The organism is Salipiger sp. H15, from assembly GCF_040409955.1.
Taxonomy (GTDB): Bacteria; Pseudomonadota; Alphaproteobacteria; order Rhodobacterales; family Rhodobacteraceae; genus Salipiger.
In genome coordinates this window covers 212,345-231,406 of sequence record NZ_CP123386.1, presented here as the reverse complement: position 1 = coordinate 231,406, position 19,062 = coordinate 212,345, and the positions used below count along the sequence as shown (strand labels likewise).

Genomic DNA, 19,062 nt, shown 5'->3' with positions numbered 1-19,062 from the left:
GTCAGCGCAGATCGTCCGGCAGCAGCGCGTCGGGCAGGTTCTGGTAGCTCACGGGGCGCAGGAAGCGGCGGATCGACAGGGTGCCGACGGAAGTGGCGCCGAAGTTGGTCGAGGCCGGGTAAGGCCCGCCGTGGACCATCGCCTCGGAGACCTCGACCCCGGTCGGGAAGCCGTTGACCAGCACCCGGCCGGCCTTGCGCTCGAGCACCGGCATCAGCCGCTGCGCGAGGGCCGTGTCGCCCGCGTCCATGTGGATCGTGGCGGTCAGCTGGCCTTCGAAGCCCCTGGCGAGCCCTTCCATTTCGTCGGCGCCGTTGACCCGCACGACGAGCCCGAGCGGGCCGAAGACCTCCTCGCCAAGTGCATGATCCTGCAGGTAATTCGCCGCGTCCGTCTCGAAGAGGTTGGGCAGCGCGCTGCGCCCTTCGCTGTCGGTGGTCAGCACCGGCTTGACGGCATTGCGGCCGTCGAAGCGGGATTTACCGTCCTTATACGCTTTCGCGATACCGTCGGTGAGCATGCATTGGGCGGACACGCCCTTCAGCGCCTCGGCGGCGGCGGCGACGAATGCGTCGCCCTCGGGGCCCGTCTCCACCACGGCGATGCCGGGGTTGGTGCAGAACTGGCCGGCGCCCATGGTGAGCGAGCCGGCCCAGCCGGTGCCGATCTCGGCGCCGCGCGCCTTCACGGCCTGAGGAAGGAGGAACATCGGGTTGACAGAGCCAAGCTCGCCGAAGAAGGGGATCGGCACCTCGCGCTGCGCGCAGAGGTCGAACAGGGCGCGGCCGCCGCCGAGCGAGCCGGTGAAGCCCACGGCATTGATCAGCGGGTGCTGCACCAGCGCCTGGCCGACGTCGCGCTTGCCGCCCTGAACGAGCGAGAAGACGCCCTTGGGCATGCCGCATTTCAGGATGGCGGCGAGGATGGCTTCCGCGACGATCTCGCCGGTGCCGGGATGCGCGCCATGGCCCTTCACGACCACCGGGCAGCCTGCGGCCAGCGCCGCGGCGGTGTCGCCGCCGGCGGTGGAGAAGGCGAGCGGGAAGTTCGAGGCGCCAAACACGGCGACCGGGCCGATCGGGCGCATCACCATCTTGATGTCGGGGCGCGGCAGCGGCTTGCGCTCGGGCAGCGCCTCGTCGTGGCGGCGGTCGAGGTAGTCGCCCTTGAGGATGTGGCTGGCGAAGAGCCGCAGCTGGCCGGTGGTGCGGCCGCGCTCGCCCTGGAGCCGCGCCTCGGGCAGGCCGGTCTCCTGCGTGCCGATCTCGGTGATCGCCTCGGCGCGGGCCTCGATCTCGTCGGCGATGGCATTGAGGAACTCGGCGCGGGCGGCGCGGGTGGTGTAGCCATAGGTCCAGAAGGCTTCCTCGGCGGCCTTGCAGGCCGCGTCGACCAGCGCCGGGGTGCCGACCGAGAATGCGTGGCTCGGCCCGTGCGCCGGCTCGGAGCTGAATGTGGTCTCGCCACCCACCCACGCGCCCGCGATCAGGTGCTTGCCGTGCGGGGTGAAACTCGAAGTCGTGGCGTCCATGGGAGGATCCTTTCGGGGGGGCCGGGGCAGGTGGGGCGGGCGCTATGAGCGCCCGCTGAGAGGCACTGTCAGACCAGGCCGTTGGTCTTGAGGAAGGCCTGCAGCTTGTCCTGCTGCGCCGGGGTCAGCGGCCAGGCCGAGGGCGGCCGGGTCGGGCCGCAGTCGATGCCCGTCGCCTGCAGCGCGGCCTTCACGCCGGTCACGTTGGTGCCGTTCAGCTCCTCGGCGCGGATGTCCTCGAAGGCCTGCATCTCGCCGATCAGCCGGTTCGCCTCGGCATAGTCCGAGGCCTCGAGCGCGGCATGGATCGCCAGCGAGCGCTCGGGCCAGACGTTGATCAGCCCCGAGGTGAAGCCGCGCGCGCCCACCGCGTAGAAGGTCGGCGCCCAGACCTCGGCCAGACCGCCGACCCAGGTGATCGTGGGGTCGCAGGCGGCCTTGGCGGCGGCGAGCTTCTGCGGGTTCGGCGTCGCCCATTTCACGCCCTTGACGCCCGGCACGGCGCAGAGATCGGCGATCGCGCCGGTGCCGATGGCGTCGTTGCGCAGGTAGAGCATCATCGGCAGCCCGCCCGAGGCGTCAGCGATGGCCTTGACGTAATCGACCGTGCCGCGCGGCGCGACGAAGGGGTCGGGCGGCTGGTGGATCATCAGGGCCGTCGCCCCGGCCTCGGCGCTGGCCTTTGCCAGCGCGCAGGCGTCGCGGATGCCGCGGCCGATGCCGGCCAGCACGGGGGCGCGGCCGTCCACCTGCGCGCAGACCTCGCGGGCCATGACGCAGGCCTCGTCGGTGGTCAGCGCGTAGAACTCGCCGGTGTTGCCGTTGACAACGGGCATGTGCAGCCCGGCGCCAAGCGCGCGGTCGAGGATCGGCGCCAGCTTCTCCGGCGCGATCTCGCCCGCCTCGTCGTAGGGGGTGACGAGGATGCCGGAGATGCCGGCGAGGGCGGTGTCGAGATCAAGCATCTGGGTCTCCTCAGAAAATGTCGGGCTCGCCCGCGGCGCGGCCGAAGTCGCGCTCGAGATAGTCGAAGTCGCAGCCCTTGTCCGCCTGGGTCACGTGGCGCGAGAACATGTAGCCCCAGCCCCGCTCGAACCGCGGCTCGGGCGCGGTCCACTCGGCCTTGCGGCGGGCGATCTCTTCCTCGTCGACCAGCATGTCGAGGCTCCGGTTCGGCAGGTCGAGCCGCACGATGTCACCGGTCTTCAGCAGCGCCAGCGGCCCGCCGATGAAGCTCTCTGGCGCGACATGCAGCACGCAGGCGCCGTAGGAGGTGCCGGACATGCGCGCATCCGAGATCCGCAGCATGTCGCGGTGGCCCTGCTTGATCAGCGCCTTGGGGATCGGCAGCATGCCCCATTCGGGGAAGCCCGGACCTCCGAGCGGGCCGGCGTTGCGCAGCACCAGCACGTGGTCGGGGGTCACGTCGAGCGTCTCGTCATCCACCGCCTTCTTCATCTCGGGGTAGCTGTCGAAGACCAGCGCCGGCCCCTCGTGGACGTGGTACTTCGGATCGCAGGCGGCGGGCTTGATCACCGCGCCGTCGGGGCAGAGATTGCCGCGCAGCAGTGCGAGCGAGCCCTCGTGGTAGACCGGGTTCGTGAGGGGGCGGATCACGTCGTCATTGTAGACCTCGGCCGTGGCGATCTCGTCGCCCAGCGTGCGGCCGGTAACGGTGACGCAGGAGAGGTCGAGCATCTCGCCCATCTGCTTCATCAGCGCGCGCAGGCCGCCGGCGTAGTAGAAGTCCTCCATCAGGTAGTCCTTGCCCGAGGGGCGGACGTTGGCGATGAGCGGCGTCACCCGGCCAAGCGCGTCGAGATGGTCGAGCGTCAGATCGACCCCGGCGCGGCGCGCCATGGCGATGAGGTGGACCACGGCGTTGGTCGAGCAGCCGGTGGCCATGGCGACCTTGGCGGCGTTCTGCACCGCGGCGGGGGTGATGATCTTCTCGGGGGTCACGTCTTCCCAGACCATCTCGACGATGCGGCGGCCGCAGTCGGAGCCCATCCGCTGGTGCCCCGAATCGGCAGCGGGAATCGACGAGGCGCCGGTCAGGGACAGACCCATGGCATCGGCGATGGCGGTCATGGTCGAGGCGGTGCCCATGGTCATGCAGGTGCCGACCGAGCGCGCGATCCCGCCCTGCACGCCGAGCCATTCCTCGTCGGTGATGTTGCCGGCGCGGCGCTCGTCCCAGTATTTCCACGCATCCGAACCCGAGCCGAGGATCTTGCCCGCGTAATGGCCGCGCAGCATCGGCCCGGCCGGCAGGAAGATGAACGGCACCCCGGCCGAGATCGCGCCCATGATGAGCCCCGGCGTGGTCTTGTCGCAGCCGCCCATCAGCACCACGCCGTCGAGCGGGTGGGCGCGGATCTGCTCCTCGGTCTCCATCGCCAGCATGTTGCGGTAGAGCATCGAGGTCGGCTTGTTGAAGCTCTCGTCGACCGACAGGGCGGGCATCTCGACGGCGAAGCCGCCGGCCTGCAGCACGCCGCGCTTCACGTCCTTCACCCGCTCGGGGAAGTGGCCGTGGCAGGAGTTGAGCTCGGACCAGGTGTTGAGGATGCCGATGATCGGACGGTCGCGGAACTCTTCCTCGGAATAGCCGAGCTGCATCATCCGCGAGCGGTGCCCGAAGCTGCGCAGGTCATCCGGGGCGAACCAGCGCGCCGAGCGCAGTTCTGCCGGGGTCTTTCGGTTGCCTTGCGTCATGACTCTCCTCCAGTTCATCGCGGCTCTTTGATTTTGATGTATGCGAATACATTATTCATCGTCAAGCGATAGCGCGTGAAAATCTGTTAACGGGCGTGATGGATTCAGAGTCTTGACAGGCGACGACCTGCTGTGGTCTTTCACTATGTATGCGCTTGCATTGCGCAGGGCGCGACGGGAGACCGCCCAAGCCACAACAGGCCGCGTGGCGGCCAATCGGGAGGAAAAAGATGAAATTCACTCGCAGAACCCTGCTCGCGGCGGCCTCGGCCACGGCGATGCTCGCGGCACCGCTGGTTGCCGAGGCGCAGAACCTGCCGCGCAACATGCGCATGGTGATCGGCTCGGATTCGACCGGCGGCGACACCTACCAGAACTCGGCCATCGTCGCCGAGGCGCTGTCCGAGAAGCTGGGCATCAACATCAAGGTCGATGCCGTCGGCGCGTCCGAGGGCTTCAAGGCGCTGGCGCGCGACAAGCGCGGCACCACCATCATGATGTTCCACGACCAGAGCTTCCTCGGCAATCTCTACGGCGTCAAAGGCTACGACGATCCGTTCGAGGGCTACATCGTCGGGCCGACCGTGGCGATCAACCCGGGCAACGCCTACCTCGTCTCGGCCGACAGCCCCTACCAGACGATGGAAGACATCCTCGCGGCGGCCGAGGCCGGCACCCGCGTGCGCGTCGCCATCCAGCCGGGCGGCGTGTCCGAGATCGGCTTCTCGGCGATGAAGAACGCCGCGAAGCTGCGCGCGCCGGGCTCGGAGGCGAACATCGTTGCGGTCAACACCGGCTCGCAGTCGGACAAGAACCAGGCGATGTGGGACGATCTGGCCGACGTCATCAACGGCTCGATTCAGGCCAACGAGCAGTTCACCCAGCTCGATCCGTCGGACCAGAAGGCGATGCGCTTCGTCTGGATCACCGCACGGCCCGAGACGCTCGAGCAGGCGCCCGAGGCCGGCATGGGCGGCACCACCCGCGACGCCATGCTGGGCTTTGCCAGCCCCGAGACCCACGTGCCGCTGAACGCGTCGGAGGACTTCACCTTCGACAAGGAATTCTTCCTTCTCTACAACAAGGACATGGATCCCGAGATCATCGCGGCGATCGACGGCGCGCTCACCGAGATCTATGCCGAGGGCAAGATCCAGGAGCGCCAGAAGGAAGCCTTCTTCATCCCCGACTTCCTGCCCTCGGACGCGGCGCTCGAGCACCTGACCAAGAAGCGCGACACCTACAAGCAGGTGATCGACGAGATCACCTCCGGGTCCTGATCGCCCCGGTGCGACCCTGATCCCCTGTTCCGGCCGGGAGAGGTCCCGGCCGGACTTTCAGACCACTGCCACCCATAGGGAGGACCCGATGGGCGACCTGACCCGCGTGACCATCGACTTCGACACGTCACACCTGATCTTTCCCACCATCATCGCCTGCATCCTCGGCCTGCTCGGGCTCGCCATCGTGATCCGCGACCGCGCGCGCATCGCGGCGGCGGGGAGTTACTGGCGGCGCAGCTGGGACGTCATGGACAAGCCCCGCTTCCTCGGGGTGCTTGCGCTGACGCTGCTCTACTTCTCGCTGATGGTTCCGGTCGGAGACCTCTGGCCGAACACCGGCATGGGCTTCCTGATCTGCTCGATCCCCTACGTGCTGGCGACCGGACTGCTCTTCATGCACGAGCGCCCCCTGCGGCAGGTCGTGCCGCTGCTGATCGTGGCGCTGGTCGGGCCGACCTTCGTGTGGTGGCTCTTCACCTATCCCCTCTTCCTGACGCTTCCCTGAGGTCCGGACCATGTTCGAGTTCGTCACCCCGCTCTTCCTGTCGCTGATCATCGGCGGCACCTTCGTGGGCATCATCTTCGGCGCGATCCCCGGCATGACCGCCACGATGGCCGTCGCGGTCTGCCTGCCGCTCACCTATTCGCTCGGCCTCGAGAACGGCCTCGCGCTGCTGCTCGGGCTCTATGTCGGCGGCATCTCCGGCGGGCTGGTGCCGGCGATCCTGCTCGGCATCCCGGGCACGCCAAGTTCGATCACCACGACCTTCGACGGCTATCCCATGGCGCAGAGGGGCGAGGGCGAGCTGGCGCTGCGCATCGGCACCATCTCGTCGCTGGTCGGCGGGCTCATCTCGCTGCTGGTGCTCGACCTCTTCGCGCCGACGCTGGCCGATTTCGCCATCAAGTTCTCCTACGTCGAGAAGTTCCTGATCATCTTCTTCGCCCTCACGGTGATGGCGGCGCTGTCCTCGGACATGCTGCTCGGCATCTTCTCGGGCGTGCTGGGGATCTTCGTCGCGCTCATCGGCACCTACGACATCTCGGACGGCGGCAACGGCAACCTGCGGCTCGTGCCGCCGGGCACCGAGTACTGGCTGGAAAGCGGCTTCTCGCTGCTGCCGGTGCTGATCGGGCTCTTCGGCCTCGCCGCGATCCTCGAGCAGGCCGAGATCGGCGTGCCGAAAGGCCATTCCTCGAAGGACATCAAGGTCGGCAAGCACTCGCGCTTCTCCTTCGGCGTGTTCCGGGGGGAGGGGATCAACCTCGTGCGCTCGTCGCTGATCGGCACCTTCGTCGGCATCCTGCCCGGCGTCGGCGGCTCGGCGGCCTCGATCATCAGCTACACCAACGCCAAGACCTTCTCGAAGACGCCCGAGCGCTACGGCAAGGGCGAGCCCGGCGGGATCATCGCGTCGGAGTCGGGCAACAACGGCCTCACCGGCGGGGCGCTGGTGCCGCTGCTGTCGCTGGGCATCCCGGGGGATTCCACGACCGCGCTGCTGATCGGCGCCTTCACCCTGCAGGGCGTGCAGGTCGGCCCGCTCTTCATCGGCAACAACCCGGGCACGTGGGACGCGATGATCGTCGCGATGCTCATCGCCAACATCGCGATGTTCGTGATGATGTACTACGCCATCCGCTACTTCGCGCTGGTGGTGACGATCCCCAAGCACATCCTCTTCCCGGTGATCCTGATGATGTGCGTGATCGGGGCCTACACGATCAACTACGGCATCATGTTCGACGTCTGGACGCTGCTGATCTTCGGCGTGCTCGGCTGGCTCTTCGGCAAGCTCCGGCTCGAGGTGGCGCCCTTCATCATCGGCTTCATCCTCGGGCCGTCGGCAGAGATCTACTTCGTCAAGAGCCTCGAGAGCTTCGGCGACGTCACCATCTTCTTCACCAAGAGCTGGATCGCCGTCCTGCTGTGGGTTCTCATCATCGGCTCCGTGGCCGGGGCGGCGCTGATGTCGAAAAAGCGGCGGCAGATGACGGAAGAGGCCGCCTGAGCCTTGCGCCTTCCCATCGGGGGACCGAAAATGCGCACGATGAACGATGATCAAGTGAAAAAGCCGCGGTCCGCCCGCAAGGGGCAGGGCCGCGGCGTGACCATGGAAACGGTGGGACGGATCGCCGGCGTGAGCCAGGTGACGGTGTCGCGCGCGCTGTCGGATCCCTCCAAGGTCTCGCCGGCAACGATGGCGAAGATACGCGAAGCGATCGCCCAGACCGGCTTCGTGCCCAACGCGCTGGCCGGCGCGCTGGCCTCGAGCAAGTCGATGCTGATCTCGGCGCTCGTGCCGACGATCACCAACATCGTCTACTCCTCGATGGTGAAGGCCTTCTCCGAGGAGATGCGCCGCGAGGGCTACGAGATCCTGCTGTCGGAGACCGGCTTCAACGCGCAGGAGGAGGAGAAGCTCATCGCGGCGCACCTGTCGCGGCGGCCCGACGCGATGTTCCTCACCGGCATCCACCACAGCGCGCAGGCGCGGCGGATGCTGCTCGCCGCCGAGATCCCCGTTGCCGAGGTCTGGGACATCACCGACAGCCCGATCGACTTCTGCGTCGGCTTCAACCACGCCGAGACCGGCCGCGCCGCGGCCGAGTTCGCGCGGCGCAAGGGCTATGCGCAGGTGGGCGTGGTCTCGGCCGGGGACGAGCGCGCCCGGCGCCGGGGCGAGGCCTTCGTGCGCGAATGGGAGCGCACCGGCGGAAGCCCGGCGCACAAGATGCTCTTCGACGCCCCCGCGACGCTCGCCAACGGGCGTGCCGGGCTGCGCGGGCTGCTCGAGCAGGGCTTCACCGGCGGGCTGGTGCATTGCTCGTCCGACCTGCTGGCGCATGGCGTGATGATCGAGGCGCGCTCGCGCGGGCTCGACGTGCCGGGGCAGATCGCGGTGCTGGGCTTCGGCGACCAGGAATTCTCGGACGCGGTCGAGCCCGGCATCACCACGGTGCGGGTCGATCTCGCCGCCTTCGGCCGCGCCGCGGCGCAGGCGATGCTGGCACGGCTCCGCGGCGAGCCGACCGAGACCTCGGTGATCGACCTCGGCTTCGAGATCGTCGAGCGCAGGTCCGCGTAGCGGGCGCGATCCACCCGGATCAGCCCAGGTGGGCCTCGCAGACCTGCCGCAGCAGGCGCACGTAGCGGTTCGATCCGAGGAAGGCGGTGTGCGAGAACCAGATCTTCACCGGCTCGATCTCGTGCAGGATCACCCGGTCGAGCTGCGGGTCGTCATCGGGCACCGCCCAGTCCGGCGTCACGCCGAAGCCGAGCCCGGCGCGCACCAGCTGCGTCACCGCCGTGCTGCCCGAGGCCGAGGTCGCCACGTGCGGCACCCGTCCCGTCCGGCGCGTCAGGTACTCGACCGAGCGCGTGCGCAGCGCCTGCCCGGCCTCGTAGCTGATGAAGGGCCGGTCGATGACCGCCTCGAACCCGCCGCCCGCCACGTCGATCTCCCAGGCGCGCGGCCAGACCAGCGCCAGCCGGTAGCTGCCGAGCTCGTGCTGGGCGATCGCGGGCTGGTTGAAGCTGCGCTCGCTGACCGCCGCATCGAGCGCACCATCGAGCATCATCGACTCGAGCAGCGTGTCGCGCTCGAAGAAGGCAAGGTCGATGTCCTGCGCCTCGGCGCGGAAATCCCGCAGGATGCCGGGGAAGAAGTGGTGGAACAGCGCCTGCGGCACGCCGACCCTCAGCACCGAGCGCACGTCGTGCAGCAGCACCGAGATCCGCGACAGGATGGTGTCCAGTTCCTCGCCGAGCGAGGCGTGAAGCGCCTTGCCCTGCGCGGTTAGGGTGATGCGGCGCGAGCCCTGCTCGGTCTCGATCAGCCTTGCGCCATACATCTGCTCGAGCCGCCGCACGTGGTTGGCGGCGGACTGGTACGAGAGGTTTAGCTCGCGCGCGGCTGCCGAGAACGAGCCGGTCCGCGCCACGAGGTGAAAGGTCTGCAGCAGCGCGATGTCGACCTTCGGCTGGCGCCGGGTCGAGCCCACAGGACCGTCGTTGAATTCCCGTTCCGCCATCGCGCTCCCTCAGGCCGACCGGCTGGCTGCCGCCGCCTCGGGGGCCAGAAAAGCAAAGGCCGGGCTCTGCTGCAAGCGCGCGAGCGGCACGTCGCCCGGCATGAGCACCGGCACCTCTCCGGGCGCCGTGCGCAGGTGGTCCCACGTGGCGATTACGTGCGCCGCCGCCAGCGTCGCCATGGCCGAGCGCAGCTCGCCGTCCGGGCCGGGCGCGGCAAGATGGTGCCAGCTGCGCCACCGCGGCTCCGCGCCGGGCGTCTCGACGATGCGCAGCGCGATCGTCACCCGGTCCGCCTCGGTCGCGGGAAGCGAGGTCATCAGCAGGCTCGACAGGCGCCGCAGCTGCTGCCGCAGGCCCAGATCGTCGAGCAGGAAGAGCATGTAGTCGCAATGCCCCGGGTAGCGCAGGGTCTTGAACGCCAGCCCGCGCAGCGCGCCCTCGTGCCGCCGGGCCAGCGCGTCGATGCTGCCCGCCGTGCTGAAGGCCTCGAGCGCGATCCCGTCGAGCGTGAGCGTCTCCAGCCCGCCGAGCGGCGCGCCCTGCGCCAGCGCGCCGTCCCGCAGCTCGAGCACCGGGCGGGTGTATTCCTGGATCAGCCCGGACACGCCCCAGATGTCGGCATAGCCGAGCCGGTTCGCCGGGTGCAGCGGCAGCACCCCGACATAGGCGGTGATCTCGGCGCTGGCCGGGGAGCGGGCGATCTCCTCCGCCAGCAGGGCGGTGACGAAGCCCGGCGCCAGCCCGCAGCCCGGGACGAAGCGCAGCGCGGCGGGTGCGCCCTCGGCGGCGATCGCGACGTCGCGCGCCGCGTCGTCGCGCTCCTGCAGGTCGAGGTAGTGGCAACCGGCCTCGCAACAGAGGCGGACCAGCTCGGACGGGGGCAGGAACGGGTCGACCGCGACCAGCGCCGAGGCGCCCGCCAGCTCGCGCCGCAGCCAGTCGCGCGGCAGGTCGAAGGGCAGGGGTGCGACCGCCAGCCCCCTTGCCTCGGCGGCATCGAGCTTTGCCGTGTCGTGATCGACCAGCACCGGCCGTGCGCGCGAGGAGACGAGCTCGGCGATGCGCCGCCCGATCCGCCCGGCCCCGAGGATGACAAGCTTTTCCATTGGCGGCCTCAGGCGTGGAAGCGGGCGAGAAAGCCCTGCAGACGTTCGGATTTCGGCGCGCGCAGGATCTCGTCCGGGCTGCCCGCCTCGGCGACCATGCCGCTTTCCATGAAGAGGACGCGGCTCGCGACATCGGCGGCGAAACCCATCTCGTGGGTGACGAGGACCATGGTCATGCCGCCCTCGGCCAGGCGCCGCACCACCGCCAGCACCTCGCCGACCAGCTCGGGATCGAGCGCCGAGGTGGGCTCGTCGAAGAGCATCACCTCGGGGCGCAGTGCCAGCGCCCGGGCGATCGCCACGCGCTGCTTCTGCCCGCCCGAGAGATGCGCGGGATAGGCTTGCGCCTTGTCGGCAAGCCCGACCTCGGCCAGCAGCGAAAGCGCGTGCTCCTCCGCCGCCCTGCGGTCCTCGCGCAGCACGATGCAGGGGCCCTTGGTGATGTTCTCGAGGACGGTCAGGTGCGGGAACAGGTTGAAATGCTGGAACACCATGCCGACGCGGCGGCGCAGCTCGCCCGCGCCGATGCCCGGCTCCTTCACCCGGAACCTCGGCGAGACCGCGCGCCCCTTGAAGCTGAACTCGCCGCTGCTCGGCTCCTCCATCAGGTTCAGGCAGCGGATCAGCGTCGACTTGCCCGAGCCCGAGGGGCCGATCACGCTCAGCACCTCGCCGCGATGCAGGTCGAGGTCGATCCCCTTGAGCACCTCCAGCCTGCCGAATTTCTTGCGCAGGCCGCGCAGGCGGATGACGGGGTCGTGGGATTGGGTCATGGCACGCTCCTCAGTCACTGCGGCGCATCCGGCGCTCGAAGTAGTCGGCCACCTGGGTGAGCGGGAAGAGCATCACGAAGTAGAGCACGGCTGCCAGCGAATAGGCTTCGAGCGGACGATAGGTTTCGGAGTTCACGACCGAGGTCATGTAGGTGAGTTCGGCGATCGAGATCGCGTAGAGCAGCGAAGTGTTCTTCACCTGCACCACCGACTGGTTGATGAAGGCGGGCAGCATCTTCTTCACCGCCTGCGGCAGGATGATGTGGCGCATCGCCTGGCCGCCGGACATGCCGACCGCGTGGGCGGCCTCGCGCTGGCCCTTGTCGATGGCGAGGATGCCGCCCCGGAAGATCTCGGCGTAGAACGAGCCGACGTAGAGCGAGAGCATGAGCAGCCCGGCCATCGTGTTCGAGATCGAGATCCCGAGCACCATCGGCAGCGCGTAATAGGCCCACAGGATCTGCACCAGCAGTGGCGTGCAGCGGAACAGCTCCTGGTAGGCGCGGGCGACCAGTCGGAGCGGCGCCCGGGGCGACATGCGCGCGAAACAGGTTGCAAGCCCAACCACGATGCCGATCGAGATCGATCCGACGGTGTAGAGGAAGGTCGTCCAGATCCCCATCAGGAACAGATCGAAGGACTGCAGGACCGTGTAGAAGTCCCAGTGATACATGCGGTGCGTCTCCTGCATGGGAAGTCTGGCGCCTCAGGCGCGCGGGAAGGGGCGGAAGGCCGCACGGGCCTTCCGCAAGGAGGGGTCAGCCGTTGACGTCGAAGCCTTCGGGCAGGTCGTCGCGCGTGAAGCCGAAGGGCTCGAGCCCCTTCAGGATCCAGGACTGGTTGTTGCCGACGCGGCGGTTGTAGTCGGCCCAGGCCGAGACGAAGCCCTTCCAGGTCGGATCCGCGCCGAGGTTCATGCCGATCACCGAGGGCGAGGAGAGCACCGGCTGGGGAATGAAGACCTTGCCGAGGGCGGCGTTCTTCTTGGTCATCACCATGCCGTTGAGCGCGGTGTTGATCACCGCGTCGGCCTTGCCGGTGGTCAACGCCAGCACCGCCTCGTCGCGGGTCTTGAAGCGCAGCACGGTGGCCTTCGGCAGGTATTGCTGGGTGATCAGGTCCTGCGCCGAGCCGAGGTCGACCGCGATCGTGTATTTCGGGTCGTTCAGCTCGGACCAGCCGAGGCCCTTCAGCTCCTCCTTGGGCGAGATCATCACGAAGGAGTTGTAGTAGGTCGGGTTGGAGAAGCTGACCGACAGCGACCGGGTCGGCAGGGCGGTCAGCGCGAAGGCGAGGTCGACCTTGCCCGACTGCACGTCGAGCACCGAGTTGGCCCAGCTCGACTCGACGACCTCGAGCTCGACGCCGAGCGTCGCCGCCATGTCGCGGCCCATCTCGATGGCGAAGCCGCGCCACTCGCCGGTGCGGGGGTCCTTCGAGAAATACGGGTCCTCGTTGAGGATGCCGGCGATCCGCAGGGTGCCGCGGTCGCGGATCTGCTCGACGACCGAGGTGTCCTGGGCCTGCGCGGCACCGGCGGCCACGCCGAGGGAGAGCGCCGCGGCCATGAGGCCGCCGGCGAGGGATTTCAGAAAAGTCATGTCACGCTCCGTGCTGGAATTTGTTCTGGTTCTTGTCCGGGTCCCCTCGCCGGAAGACATCGTCGGCCTCGGGACTGCCGCCTCAGGTCAGCCCGTTTCCGGTCGCCGTTCAATACAAGATCAGTTGGGTCACTTCCTAATAAGGTTGGAGGTGTTCCGGGGTGATTTGTATCGTGCCGCGAATAGACGGCGCACCGCCGTCCTATTTCAAGAATATTTGTAAGTGACCGACGTATCTTTATGTCGTGGCCGCGCTGGCGCTCTCCTAGCCTGATCGCAGGATTTCAGGGTCAGGAGAGAAACTTGGACGATCTGGGCCGATATGATGCGATCGTGCTGGGCGCCGGCGTCGTCGGGGCGTCGAGCGCGTGGCACCTGTCACGGGCGGGGCTCCGCGTCGCGCTGGTCGACGCGGAGGGACCGGCGGCCGCGGCTTCCGGCGCCTCCGACGGCGCGGTGTCCGTGGCGTCCAAGAAGCCCGGGCCGCTGGCCCGCCTCGCCACCGCCTCGCTGCTCTACACGCGGGACCTGGCGGCGGGAGGGCCGCTCACCGGGCGCTACCATCCGCGCCCGAGCTACATCTTCGGCAGCGGCGGGGCCGAGTGCGGCGCGATCGACGATCTTATCGCCAAGCTGGACTCGCTCGGCAGCGCGGTGACCCTGCGCCGCGACGGCGGCCCGGACCGGCTTCCCGGCACCGGCGCGGGCATCGAGCGGCTGGTCGAGCTGGGCGGCGAGGGCCATATGCCCGGCTACGCGGCCGTCGCGGGCTACCTCGAGGACCGGCGCATCGACAGGATCTGGCCCGCCCGGGTGCAGGCCCTGCACGAGACCGGGGGCGGGGTCGTCGTCGATCTCGGCACGGCGCGGCTCTCCGCCCCGCGGGTCGTCGCGGCGCTTGGCGTGTCGACGCGCGGGCTCTTTCCGGCGATGCCCGTCGCGCCGCGCGCGGGCCAGCTCTTCGTGACGGACCGGGGTCCGGTCGGCGCATTGCCCGGGGCGCTGACCTCGGCCGCTTACCTGCTGGCGAAGACCACCAATCCCGACGTGCTTCCCTATCCCCCGGTGGTGATCGACCCGCTGACCACGGGCCAGTACCTCGTCGGCTCGACCCGCGAGGCGCATGGCGATCCGGGCCGCGTCGATTTCGCGACGCTGCAGAAGCTGATGCGCCGTGCCGCGCAGACCTGGCCCGCGCTGCGGGCGCGCCGCGTCATCCGCGCATTTGCCGGTGTCCGGGCGGCGGTCAGCGACGGGCTGCCGATCGTCGGACCGGCGCCGGGCCAGTCGCGCGTGACGCTGGCGACGGGGTTCGAGGGCGACGGCATCTGCCTCTCGGCCATGATCGGGCGCGAGGTCGCCCGGCTGGCGATGGGCCAGCCGCCGACCGCGGGCCTCGCCGAGGACATGGCGGCGCTCTCCCCCGATCGGTTCGCCCGGGTGCGGGAGACTGCCGGATGAGCGGAGACATCTTCTACTGGCGCGGCCAGCCGTTGCCCTTCGCGCCGGGCGAGAGCGTCGCCCATGCCCTCGGCCGCGCCGGCATCGCCGAGTTCGGCCCGGGCCCGACCGGCACGGCCCGCGCCGTCTTCTGCGGCATCGGCCAGTGCCAGATGTGCCTCGTCGAGGTCGCAGGCCGCAGCGCCGAGGCCTGCCTCACCCCTGCACCCCGGGTCTGCGCGTCGCGCCGGAACACAGCAGCGCGCAGGAGATCTGCCATGACTGAACGCGAGATCCTCGTGGTCGGCGCGGGGCTTGCCGGTGTCGGCGCCGCGGTCGAGCTTGCCCGGGCGGGCCAGAGGGTGCTGGTGATCGACCGCGCGCCGCGTGCCGGAGGCGCCGTGCATCGCCAGCCCTTGCCCGGTCGCGCCGCGATCTCGTCGCATGCCGCGCGCTGGGACCGGCTGATCGCCGAGGCGGAAGCGCTGCCGATCGACTGGGCCTTCGAGACGCGCTTCGCCGGGCTCGACCACGGCGGCACCGCACTGCTGGGCGGCGGAGTGAACCGCCTCATGCGCCCTGCCGCCGTCGTCCTCGCGCTCGGCGCGCGCGAGGCGGTGCGCCCCGGCCCGGCTGGACGCTGCCCGGCGTGACCACCGCCGGCGCGCTGCAGATCGAGCTGAAGACGCAGGCCCGCGCCCCCGGCGGCCGGGTCGTGCTGGCGGGCAGCGGCCCGCTCCTGCTGGCGGTCGCGGCGCAGATGGCGCGGCTCGGAAATCCCCCGGTCGCGATCATCGAGAACGGCGCGCCCTTCGGCCGGGTGCGGCTCGGGCTCGGCCTGCCGCTCTCCTACTTGCGCGAGGCCGCGGGATACATGGCGACGCTCCTGCGCGCCCGTGTCCCGATCCTCACCCGCAGCGACGTTCGCGAGATCCGGGCGGAAGGCGGCGCGCTCGAGGTGATCGTCGATGGCCCCGCCGGATCCCGCCGGATCCTCGCGGACCGCGTCGGCCTGCACGACGGGCTGCGCCCGAACGATATTGGCGTGACGGGCTGCGCCGCGCTGCCGGTGCTGACGCTCGGCGACTGCGCGGAGGTGCTCGGCGCCCGCGCCGCGCTTGCCTCGGGACGCGCCGGCGGCATCGCGCTGGCCCAAGCCCTGAGGGACGGCGGCGCGCCGGCTCCGATCGGCTCGAAGACCCTGTCCCGCGAGCGGGAGGCGCAGCGGCGGCTTGCCGCGATCTATGCCCATGACGGCATGGACCGGCTCGCCGGGCTACCCGGCGACACGGTGCTCTGCCGCTGCGAGGGGCGTACGCTCGCCGATCTGCGCGATCTCGGCGATGCCCCGCGACCGCGCGAGCTGCGCCTTCTCGGCCGCATCGGGATGGGCCCCTGCCAGGGGCGCTTCTGCGGCGAATGGGTGGCGCGCGCCACCGCCGCCGACCCCGCCGCCCCGCCCGCATCCCCTCCCGGTGCCGCCCGCTGGCCGCTCGCGCCCGTGGCGATCGCCGACCTCCTCTCTGCCGCCCCCGACCGGGACGCGGCCCCTGACCCTTCCGAAGGACAACCCACATGACCATTCCCGCCCCCCACATCGCCGCCGCCGCCGAGATCGAGGTGAGAAACCCCTATTCCGGCGCGCTCGTCGGACAGGTTGCCGAGACGCCCGAGCGCGAGATCCGCGCCGCCGTGCTGCGCGCGCGCCGGGCCGCCGCGGCGTTCCGGTCCTCCATGCCCTACGAGCGCCGGGCGTTGCTCGACCGGCTCGCCGATCTGGTCAGCCGGGACCGCGAGAGCCTCGCCGCGACGATCTGCGCGGAAATGGGCAAGACGATCACCGAGGCGCGCAACGAGGCCCGCCGCGCGGTCAACACGCTGCGGCTCTCGGGCGAGGCGGTGTCCTTCCTCGACGGCGAGGTGCTGAACTGCGCGGTGATCGAGGGCGGCGCGAACCGGCAGGCGGTGATCACCTACGTGCCGACCGGGACCGTGGCCGCGATCACCCCGTTCAACTACCCGCTCAACCTGCTCTGCCACAAGCTCGGGCCGGCCATCGCCGCGGGCAACGCCGTGGTGGTCAAGCCCTCGCCCAAGGCGCCGCTCGTCGCCGGGCAGCTGGTGCGGCTGGCAGAGGAGGCGGGCTTCCCGCGCGACCTCGTGCAGGTCGTCCACGGCGGGGCGGCGGCGGCCACGGCGCTGGCGCAGTCGCCGATCGACCTTCTGTCCTTCACCGGCGGCCCCGTCGCCGGGCTCTCGCTCAAGCGCGCCTCGGGGCTGGTGCGCTGCCTGATGGAACTGGGCGGGAACGATCCGCTCTTCGTGCTGCCCGACGCCGATCTCGAGGCCGCCGCCGCGACCGCCGTCGGCCACCGCTACGAGATCGCCGGGCAGAGCTGCGCCGCGGTCAAGAAGCTCTACGTGCACGAGGCGGTGCGGGCGGAGTTCACCGGGCTCCTCCTCGACAAGGTGGCGCGGCACCGCTTCGGCGATCCGGCCGCGGCAGAGACCCAGATGGGGCCGGTGATCGACGCCGCCGCGGCGGCCGAGATCATGCTGCGGCTCGAGGAGGCACAGGCGCTCGGCGCGCGGCTGCTCGCCGGCGGCACGCGCGAGGGCAACCTGATCGCCCCGACGGTGATCGACGACGTGCCCCTCGACGCGCGGCTGATCGGCGAGGAGACCTTCGGCCCGGTGCTGGCGATCCGCCCGTTCCGCGACCTCGACGCGGCGATGGAAGAGATCAACGCCACGGAGTTCGGCCTGCAGGCCGGGATCTTCAGCAATGACCACGCGGCGATCCGCGCGCTGTCGCGCGGGTTGCAGGTCGGCGGCATCATGGTCAACGAGGGACCGGATTTCCGCGCCGAGCACGTGCCCTTCGGCGGCATCAAGAGCTCGGGCCTCGGGCGCGAGGGCGTGCGCATCGCGCTGCGCGAGATGTCCGAGACCCGCGTGGTGATCGACTGATGCGGGTCGTGGTTCACGGCGCGCGCGGCAAGGTCGGCGCGGCGCTGGTGGCGCAGATCGCCGAGGCGGGCGACCTGCAGCTCGGCGAGGCGATCGGCGGGCGCGGCGACCTTCCCGGCGCGCGGTTCTCGGGGGAGGTCGTCATCGACTTCTCCTCTCCGCAGGGGACCGCCGCGCTGCTTGACGCGCTTGCCGGAAACCCGCTGCCCGTGGTGATCGGCACGACCGGCTTCGACGAGGCGGGCGCCGCCCGCATCGCCGCCGCCGCGGTCGAACGGCCGCTGCTGGTCGCGCCCAACTTCACGCTCGGCTTCGAGCCGTTCCGCAGCGCCGCCCGGGCGCTGGCCGCGGCGCTTCCCGGCGCGGGGCTGATCGTCGGCGAGGTCTACAACGCGGCGAAGAAGCCCGCCCCCTCGGGCACGACGCAGGACCTCGTGCGGGCGCTCACCACCGCCGCGCGCCGCCCGGAGACCGAGATCGGCCGGGTCGGCGACACGCCCGGCATCAACACCGTCACCCTCGATCTCGGCGTGAGCCGGATCGACCTCACCCTCACCGTCCAGTCCCGCGCCGCCTATGCGGCCGGTGCGCTGGCCGCCGCCCGCTGGCTGATCGGCCGGCCGGCGGGGCTTTATTCTCCAACCGACATGTTCAGGAGCCTGCAATGACCGTTCCCCAACGCTTCGACGGTGTCTTCACCGCGCTGGTCACGCCCTTCACCCTGGAGGGCGGCATCGACTGGACCGCCTTCGACCGCCTGCTCGACCGGCAGCTCGCGGCGGGCATCGCCGGGCTCGTGCCCGTGGGCACCACCGGCGAGGCGGCGACGCTGACCGAGGACGAGGCGCTCGCGGTGATCGAGCGCACCGTGGCCCGCGCCGAGGGGCGGGCCTACGTGCTCGCCGGGACCGGCTGCAATGTGACCGGGACCACCATCGCCGCCAGCCGCCGCGCCGCCGAGGCGGGTGCCGACGGCGTGCTGCTGATCACCCCCTATTACAACAAGCCCTCGCAGGAGGGGCTGATCGCGCATTTCGGCGCGGTCGCCGAGGCGGTGGCCTGCGATGTCATGCTATACTCGGTGCCGGGGCGCACCGGCATCTCGGTGGCGCCGGGGACGGCGGCGGTGCTGGCGCAACGCCACGCCAACATCGTCGCGATCAAGGAGGCGGGGGGCGATCCGGCGCGGGTCACCGCGCTGCGCGCCGCGGCGGGGCCGGAGTTCGTCGTGCAATGCGGCGATGACGGGCTGGCCTTGCCCTTCTACGCGCTCGGCGCGCGCGGGCTGACCTCGGTCCTGTCGAACTGGCGCCCCGAGCTCTGCGTCGCGCTGCACCGGGCCTGGGCCGAGGGCCGGCTGGACGAGGCGCTGGAATTGCACGAGGCGCTCGTGCCGCTCGCCGAGGCGATGTTCGTCGAGGCAAGCCCCGCTCCGGTCAAGCACATGCTCGCGCGGGAGGGGCTCATCTCGGACTGCCTGCGCCTGCCGCTGACGCCGGTCTCCGCGGCGGGGCGGGCGGCGATGGAGCGGCTGGTGGCTCCGGCGATGGCGCTGGCCAGCTGACGGGGCGCAGAGCCGCCAGATGCAAAAGGGACCCGGGCGC

18 protein-coding genes are annotated in these 19,062 nt (G+C 70.3%); 10 read left to right on the top strand and 8 right to left on the bottom strand.

Annotated features, from left to right (window positions below; translation table 11 throughout):
• Position 1: 1 nt before the first annotated feature.
• The 3 genes from PVT71_RS23645 to araD form a co-directional block, all read right to left on the bottom strand.
• Positions 2 to 1,531, bottom strand: coding sequence for an aldehyde dehydrogenase (NADP(+)) (locus PVT71_RS23645; protein WP_353475584.1), 1,530 nt, complete (start codon positions 1,529 to 1,531; stop codon positions 2 to 4).
• A gap of 68 nt (positions 1,532 to 1,599) precedes the next feature.
• A complete protein-coding gene (locus tag PVT71_RS23640) occupies positions 1,600 to 2,496 on the bottom strand; it encodes a dihydrodipicolinate synthase family protein (RefSeq protein ID WP_353475583.1) in 897 nt (298 codons plus the stop codon).
• Positions 2,497 to 2,506: 10 nt separating this feature from the next.
• Complete coding sequence (gene araD / locus PVT71_RS23635; protein WP_353475582.1) at positions 2,507 to 4,249, bottom strand: L-arabinonate dehydratase; 1,743 nt, start codon at positions 4,247 to 4,249, stop codon at positions 2,507 to 2,509.
• Between the two features lie 230 nt (positions 4,250 to 4,479).
• Between araD and PVT71_RS23630 the strand changes: the two genes are divergently transcribed.
• From PVT71_RS23630 to PVT71_RS23615, 4 genes are all read left to right on the top strand, one after another.
• The gene (locus PVT71_RS23630) at positions 4,480 to 5,529 is read left to right on the top strand and encodes a hypothetical protein (RefSeq protein ID WP_353475581.1); all 1,050 of its coding nucleotides are present in this window, start codon (positions 4,480 to 4,482) and stop codon (positions 5,527 to 5,529) included.
• A gap of 88 nt (positions 5,530 to 5,617) precedes the next feature.
• Positions 5,618 to 6,037 carry a tripartite tricarboxylate transporter TctB family protein gene (locus PVT71_RS23625; RefSeq protein ID WP_353475580.1) on the top strand — a complete coding sequence of 140 codons (420 nt, stop codon included), beginning with the start codon at positions 5,618 to 5,620 and terminating at the stop codon, positions 6,035 to 6,037.
• Between the two features lie 10 nt (positions 6,038 to 6,047).
• Positions 6,048 to 7,544 carry a tripartite tricarboxylate transporter permease gene (locus PVT71_RS23620; RefSeq protein WP_353475579.1) on the top strand — a complete coding sequence of 499 codons (1,497 nt, stop codon included), beginning with the start codon at positions 6,048 to 6,050 and terminating at the stop codon, positions 7,542 to 7,544.
• A gap of 39 nt (positions 7,545 to 7,583) precedes the next feature.
• Positions 7,584 to 8,621, top strand: a complete 1,038-nt coding sequence (locus PVT71_RS23615) for a LacI family DNA-binding transcriptional regulator (RefSeq protein WP_353475578.1) — start codon at positions 7,584 to 7,586, stop codon at positions 8,619 to 8,621.
• 19 nt (positions 8,622 to 8,640) lie between these two features.
• On the opposite strand, the gene PVT71_RS23610 is transcribed toward PVT71_RS23615, so the two are convergent.
• From PVT71_RS23610 to PVT71_RS23590, 5 genes are all read right to left on the bottom strand, one after another.
• Entirely contained in the window at positions 8,641 to 9,567 is a 927-nt protein-coding gene (locus PVT71_RS23610; protein WP_353475577.1) for a LysR family transcriptional regulator, read from the bottom strand.
• 9 nt (positions 9,568 to 9,576) lie between these two features.
• Positions 9,577 to 10,674 carry a saccharopine dehydrogenase C-terminal domain-containing protein gene (locus PVT71_RS23605; protein WP_353475576.1) on the bottom strand — a complete coding sequence of 366 codons (1,098 nt, stop codon included), beginning with the start codon at positions 10,672 to 10,674 and terminating at the stop codon, positions 9,577 to 9,579.
• An 8-nt stretch (positions 10,675 to 10,682) separates the two neighbouring features.
• Positions 10,683 to 11,447 carry an amino acid ABC transporter ATP-binding protein gene (locus tag PVT71_RS23600; protein WP_353475575.1) on the bottom strand — a complete coding sequence of 255 codons (765 nt, stop codon included), beginning with the start codon at positions 11,445 to 11,447 and terminating at the stop codon, positions 10,683 to 10,685.
• Between the two features lie 10 nt (positions 11,448 to 11,457).
• The gene (locus tag PVT71_RS23595; protein ID WP_353475963.1) at positions 11,458 to 12,120 is read right to left on the bottom strand and encodes an amino acid ABC transporter permease; all 663 of its coding nucleotides are present in this window, start codon (positions 12,118 to 12,120) and stop codon (positions 11,458 to 11,460) included.
• An 85-nt stretch (positions 12,121 to 12,205) separates the two neighbouring features.
• Positions 12,206 to 13,048, bottom strand: coding sequence for a transporter substrate-binding domain-containing protein (locus tag PVT71_RS23590; RefSeq protein WP_353475962.1), 843 nt, complete (start codon positions 13,046 to 13,048; stop codon positions 12,206 to 12,208).
• A gap of 303 nt (positions 13,049 to 13,351) precedes the next feature.
• On the opposite strand from PVT71_RS23590, the gene PVT71_RS23585 reads away from it, so the two are divergent.
• Genes PVT71_RS23585 through dapA form a run of 6 tightly spaced genes read left to right on the top strand, consistent with a single transcriptional unit; the run spans position 13,352 to position 19,022 of the window.
• Entirely contained in the window at positions 13,352 to 14,509 is a 1,158-nt protein-coding gene (locus PVT71_RS23585; RefSeq protein ID WP_353475961.1) for an FAD-dependent oxidoreductase, read from the top strand.
• Entirely contained in the window at positions 14,506 to 15,141 is a 636-nt protein-coding gene (locus tag PVT71_RS23580; protein WP_353475960.1) for an FAD-dependent oxidoreductase, read from the top strand. The genes PVT71_RS23585 and PVT71_RS23580 overlap by 4 nt, the downstream gene beginning before the upstream one ends.
• Complete coding sequence (locus PVT71_RS23575) at positions 15,138 to 16,067, top strand: hypothetical protein (protein WP_353475959.1); 930 nt, start codon at positions 15,138 to 15,140, stop codon at positions 16,065 to 16,067. Before PVT71_RS23580 ends, PVT71_RS23575 begins: the two co-directional genes overlap by 4 nt.
• Positions 16,064 to 17,458 carry an aldehyde dehydrogenase family protein gene (locus PVT71_RS23570; RefSeq protein WP_353475958.1) on the top strand — a complete coding sequence of 465 codons (1,395 nt, stop codon included), beginning with the start codon at positions 16,064 to 16,066 and terminating at the stop codon, positions 17,456 to 17,458. Before PVT71_RS23575 ends, PVT71_RS23570 begins: the two co-directional genes overlap by 4 nt.
• Complete coding sequence (locus PVT71_RS23565) at positions 17,458 to 18,126, top strand: dihydrodipicolinate reductase C-terminal domain-containing protein (RefSeq protein ID WP_353475957.1); 669 nt, start codon at positions 17,458 to 17,460, stop codon at positions 18,124 to 18,126. The genes PVT71_RS23570 and PVT71_RS23565 overlap by 1 nt, the downstream gene beginning before the upstream one ends.
• The gene (gene dapA / locus PVT71_RS23560) at positions 18,123 to 19,022 is read left to right on the top strand and encodes a 4-hydroxy-tetrahydrodipicolinate synthase (RefSeq protein WP_353475956.1); all 900 of its coding nucleotides are present in this window, start codon (positions 18,123 to 18,125) and stop codon (positions 19,020 to 19,022) included. The genes PVT71_RS23565 and dapA overlap by 4 nt, the downstream gene beginning before the upstream one ends.
• Positions 19,023 to 19,062 lie beyond the last annotated feature (40 nt).

Coding starts and splice junctions, on each gene's coding strand:
- PVT71_RS23645 (WP_353475584.1), bottom strand. CDS start 1,531: ATGGACGCCACGACTTCGAGTTTCACCCCGCACGGCAAGCACCTGATC.
- PVT71_RS23640 (WP_353475583.1), bottom strand. CDS start 2,496: ATGCTTGATCTCGACACCGCCCTCGCCGGCATCTCCGGCATCCTCGTC.
- araD (WP_353475582.1), bottom strand. CDS start 4,249: ATGACGCAAGGCAACCGAAAGACCCCGGCAGAACTGCGCTCGGCGCGC.
- PVT71_RS23630 (WP_353475581.1), top strand. CDS start 4,480: ATGAAATTCACTCGCAGAACCCTGCTCGCGGCGGCCTCGGCCACGGCG.
- PVT71_RS23625 (WP_353475580.1), top strand. CDS start 5,618: ATGGGCGACCTGACCCGCGTGACCATCGACTTCGACACGTCACACCTG.
- PVT71_RS23620 (WP_353475579.1), top strand. CDS start 6,048: ATGTTCGAGTTCGTCACCCCGCTCTTCCTGTCGCTGATCATCGGCGGC.
- PVT71_RS23615 (WP_353475578.1), top strand. CDS start 7,584: ATGAACGATGATCAAGTGAAAAAGCCGCGGTCCGCCCGCAAGGGGCAG.
- PVT71_RS23610 (WP_353475577.1), bottom strand. CDS start 9,567: ATGGCGGAACGGGAATTCAACGACGGTCCTGTGGGCTCGACCCGGCGC.
- PVT71_RS23605 (WP_353475576.1), bottom strand. CDS start 10,674: ATGGAAAAGCTTGTCATCCTCGGGGCCGGGCGGATCGGGCGGCGCATC.
- PVT71_RS23600 (WP_353475575.1), bottom strand. CDS start 11,447: ATGACCCAATCCCACGACCCCGTCATCCGCCTGCGCGGCCTGCGCAAG.
- PVT71_RS23595 (WP_353475963.1), bottom strand. CDS start 12,120: ATGTATCACTGGGACTTCTACACGGTCCTGCAGTCCTTCGATCTGTTC.
- PVT71_RS23590 (WP_353475962.1), bottom strand. CDS start 13,048: ATGACTTTTCTGAAATCCCTCGCCGGCGGCCTCATGGCCGCGGCGCTC.
- PVT71_RS23580 (WP_353475960.1), top strand. CDS start 14,506: ATGAGCGGAGACATCTTCTACTGGCGCGGCCAGCCGTTGCCCTTCGCG.
- PVT71_RS23570 (WP_353475958.1), top strand. CDS start 16,064: ATGACCATTCCCGCCCCCCACATCGCCGCCGCCGCCGAGATCGAGGTG.
- PVT71_RS23565 (WP_353475957.1), top strand. CDS start 17,458: ATGCGGGTCGTGGTTCACGGCGCGCGCGGCAAGGTCGGCGCGGCGCTG.
- dapA (WP_353475956.1), top strand. CDS start 18,123: ATGACCGTTCCCCAACGCTTCGACGGTGTCTTCACCGCGCTGGTCACG.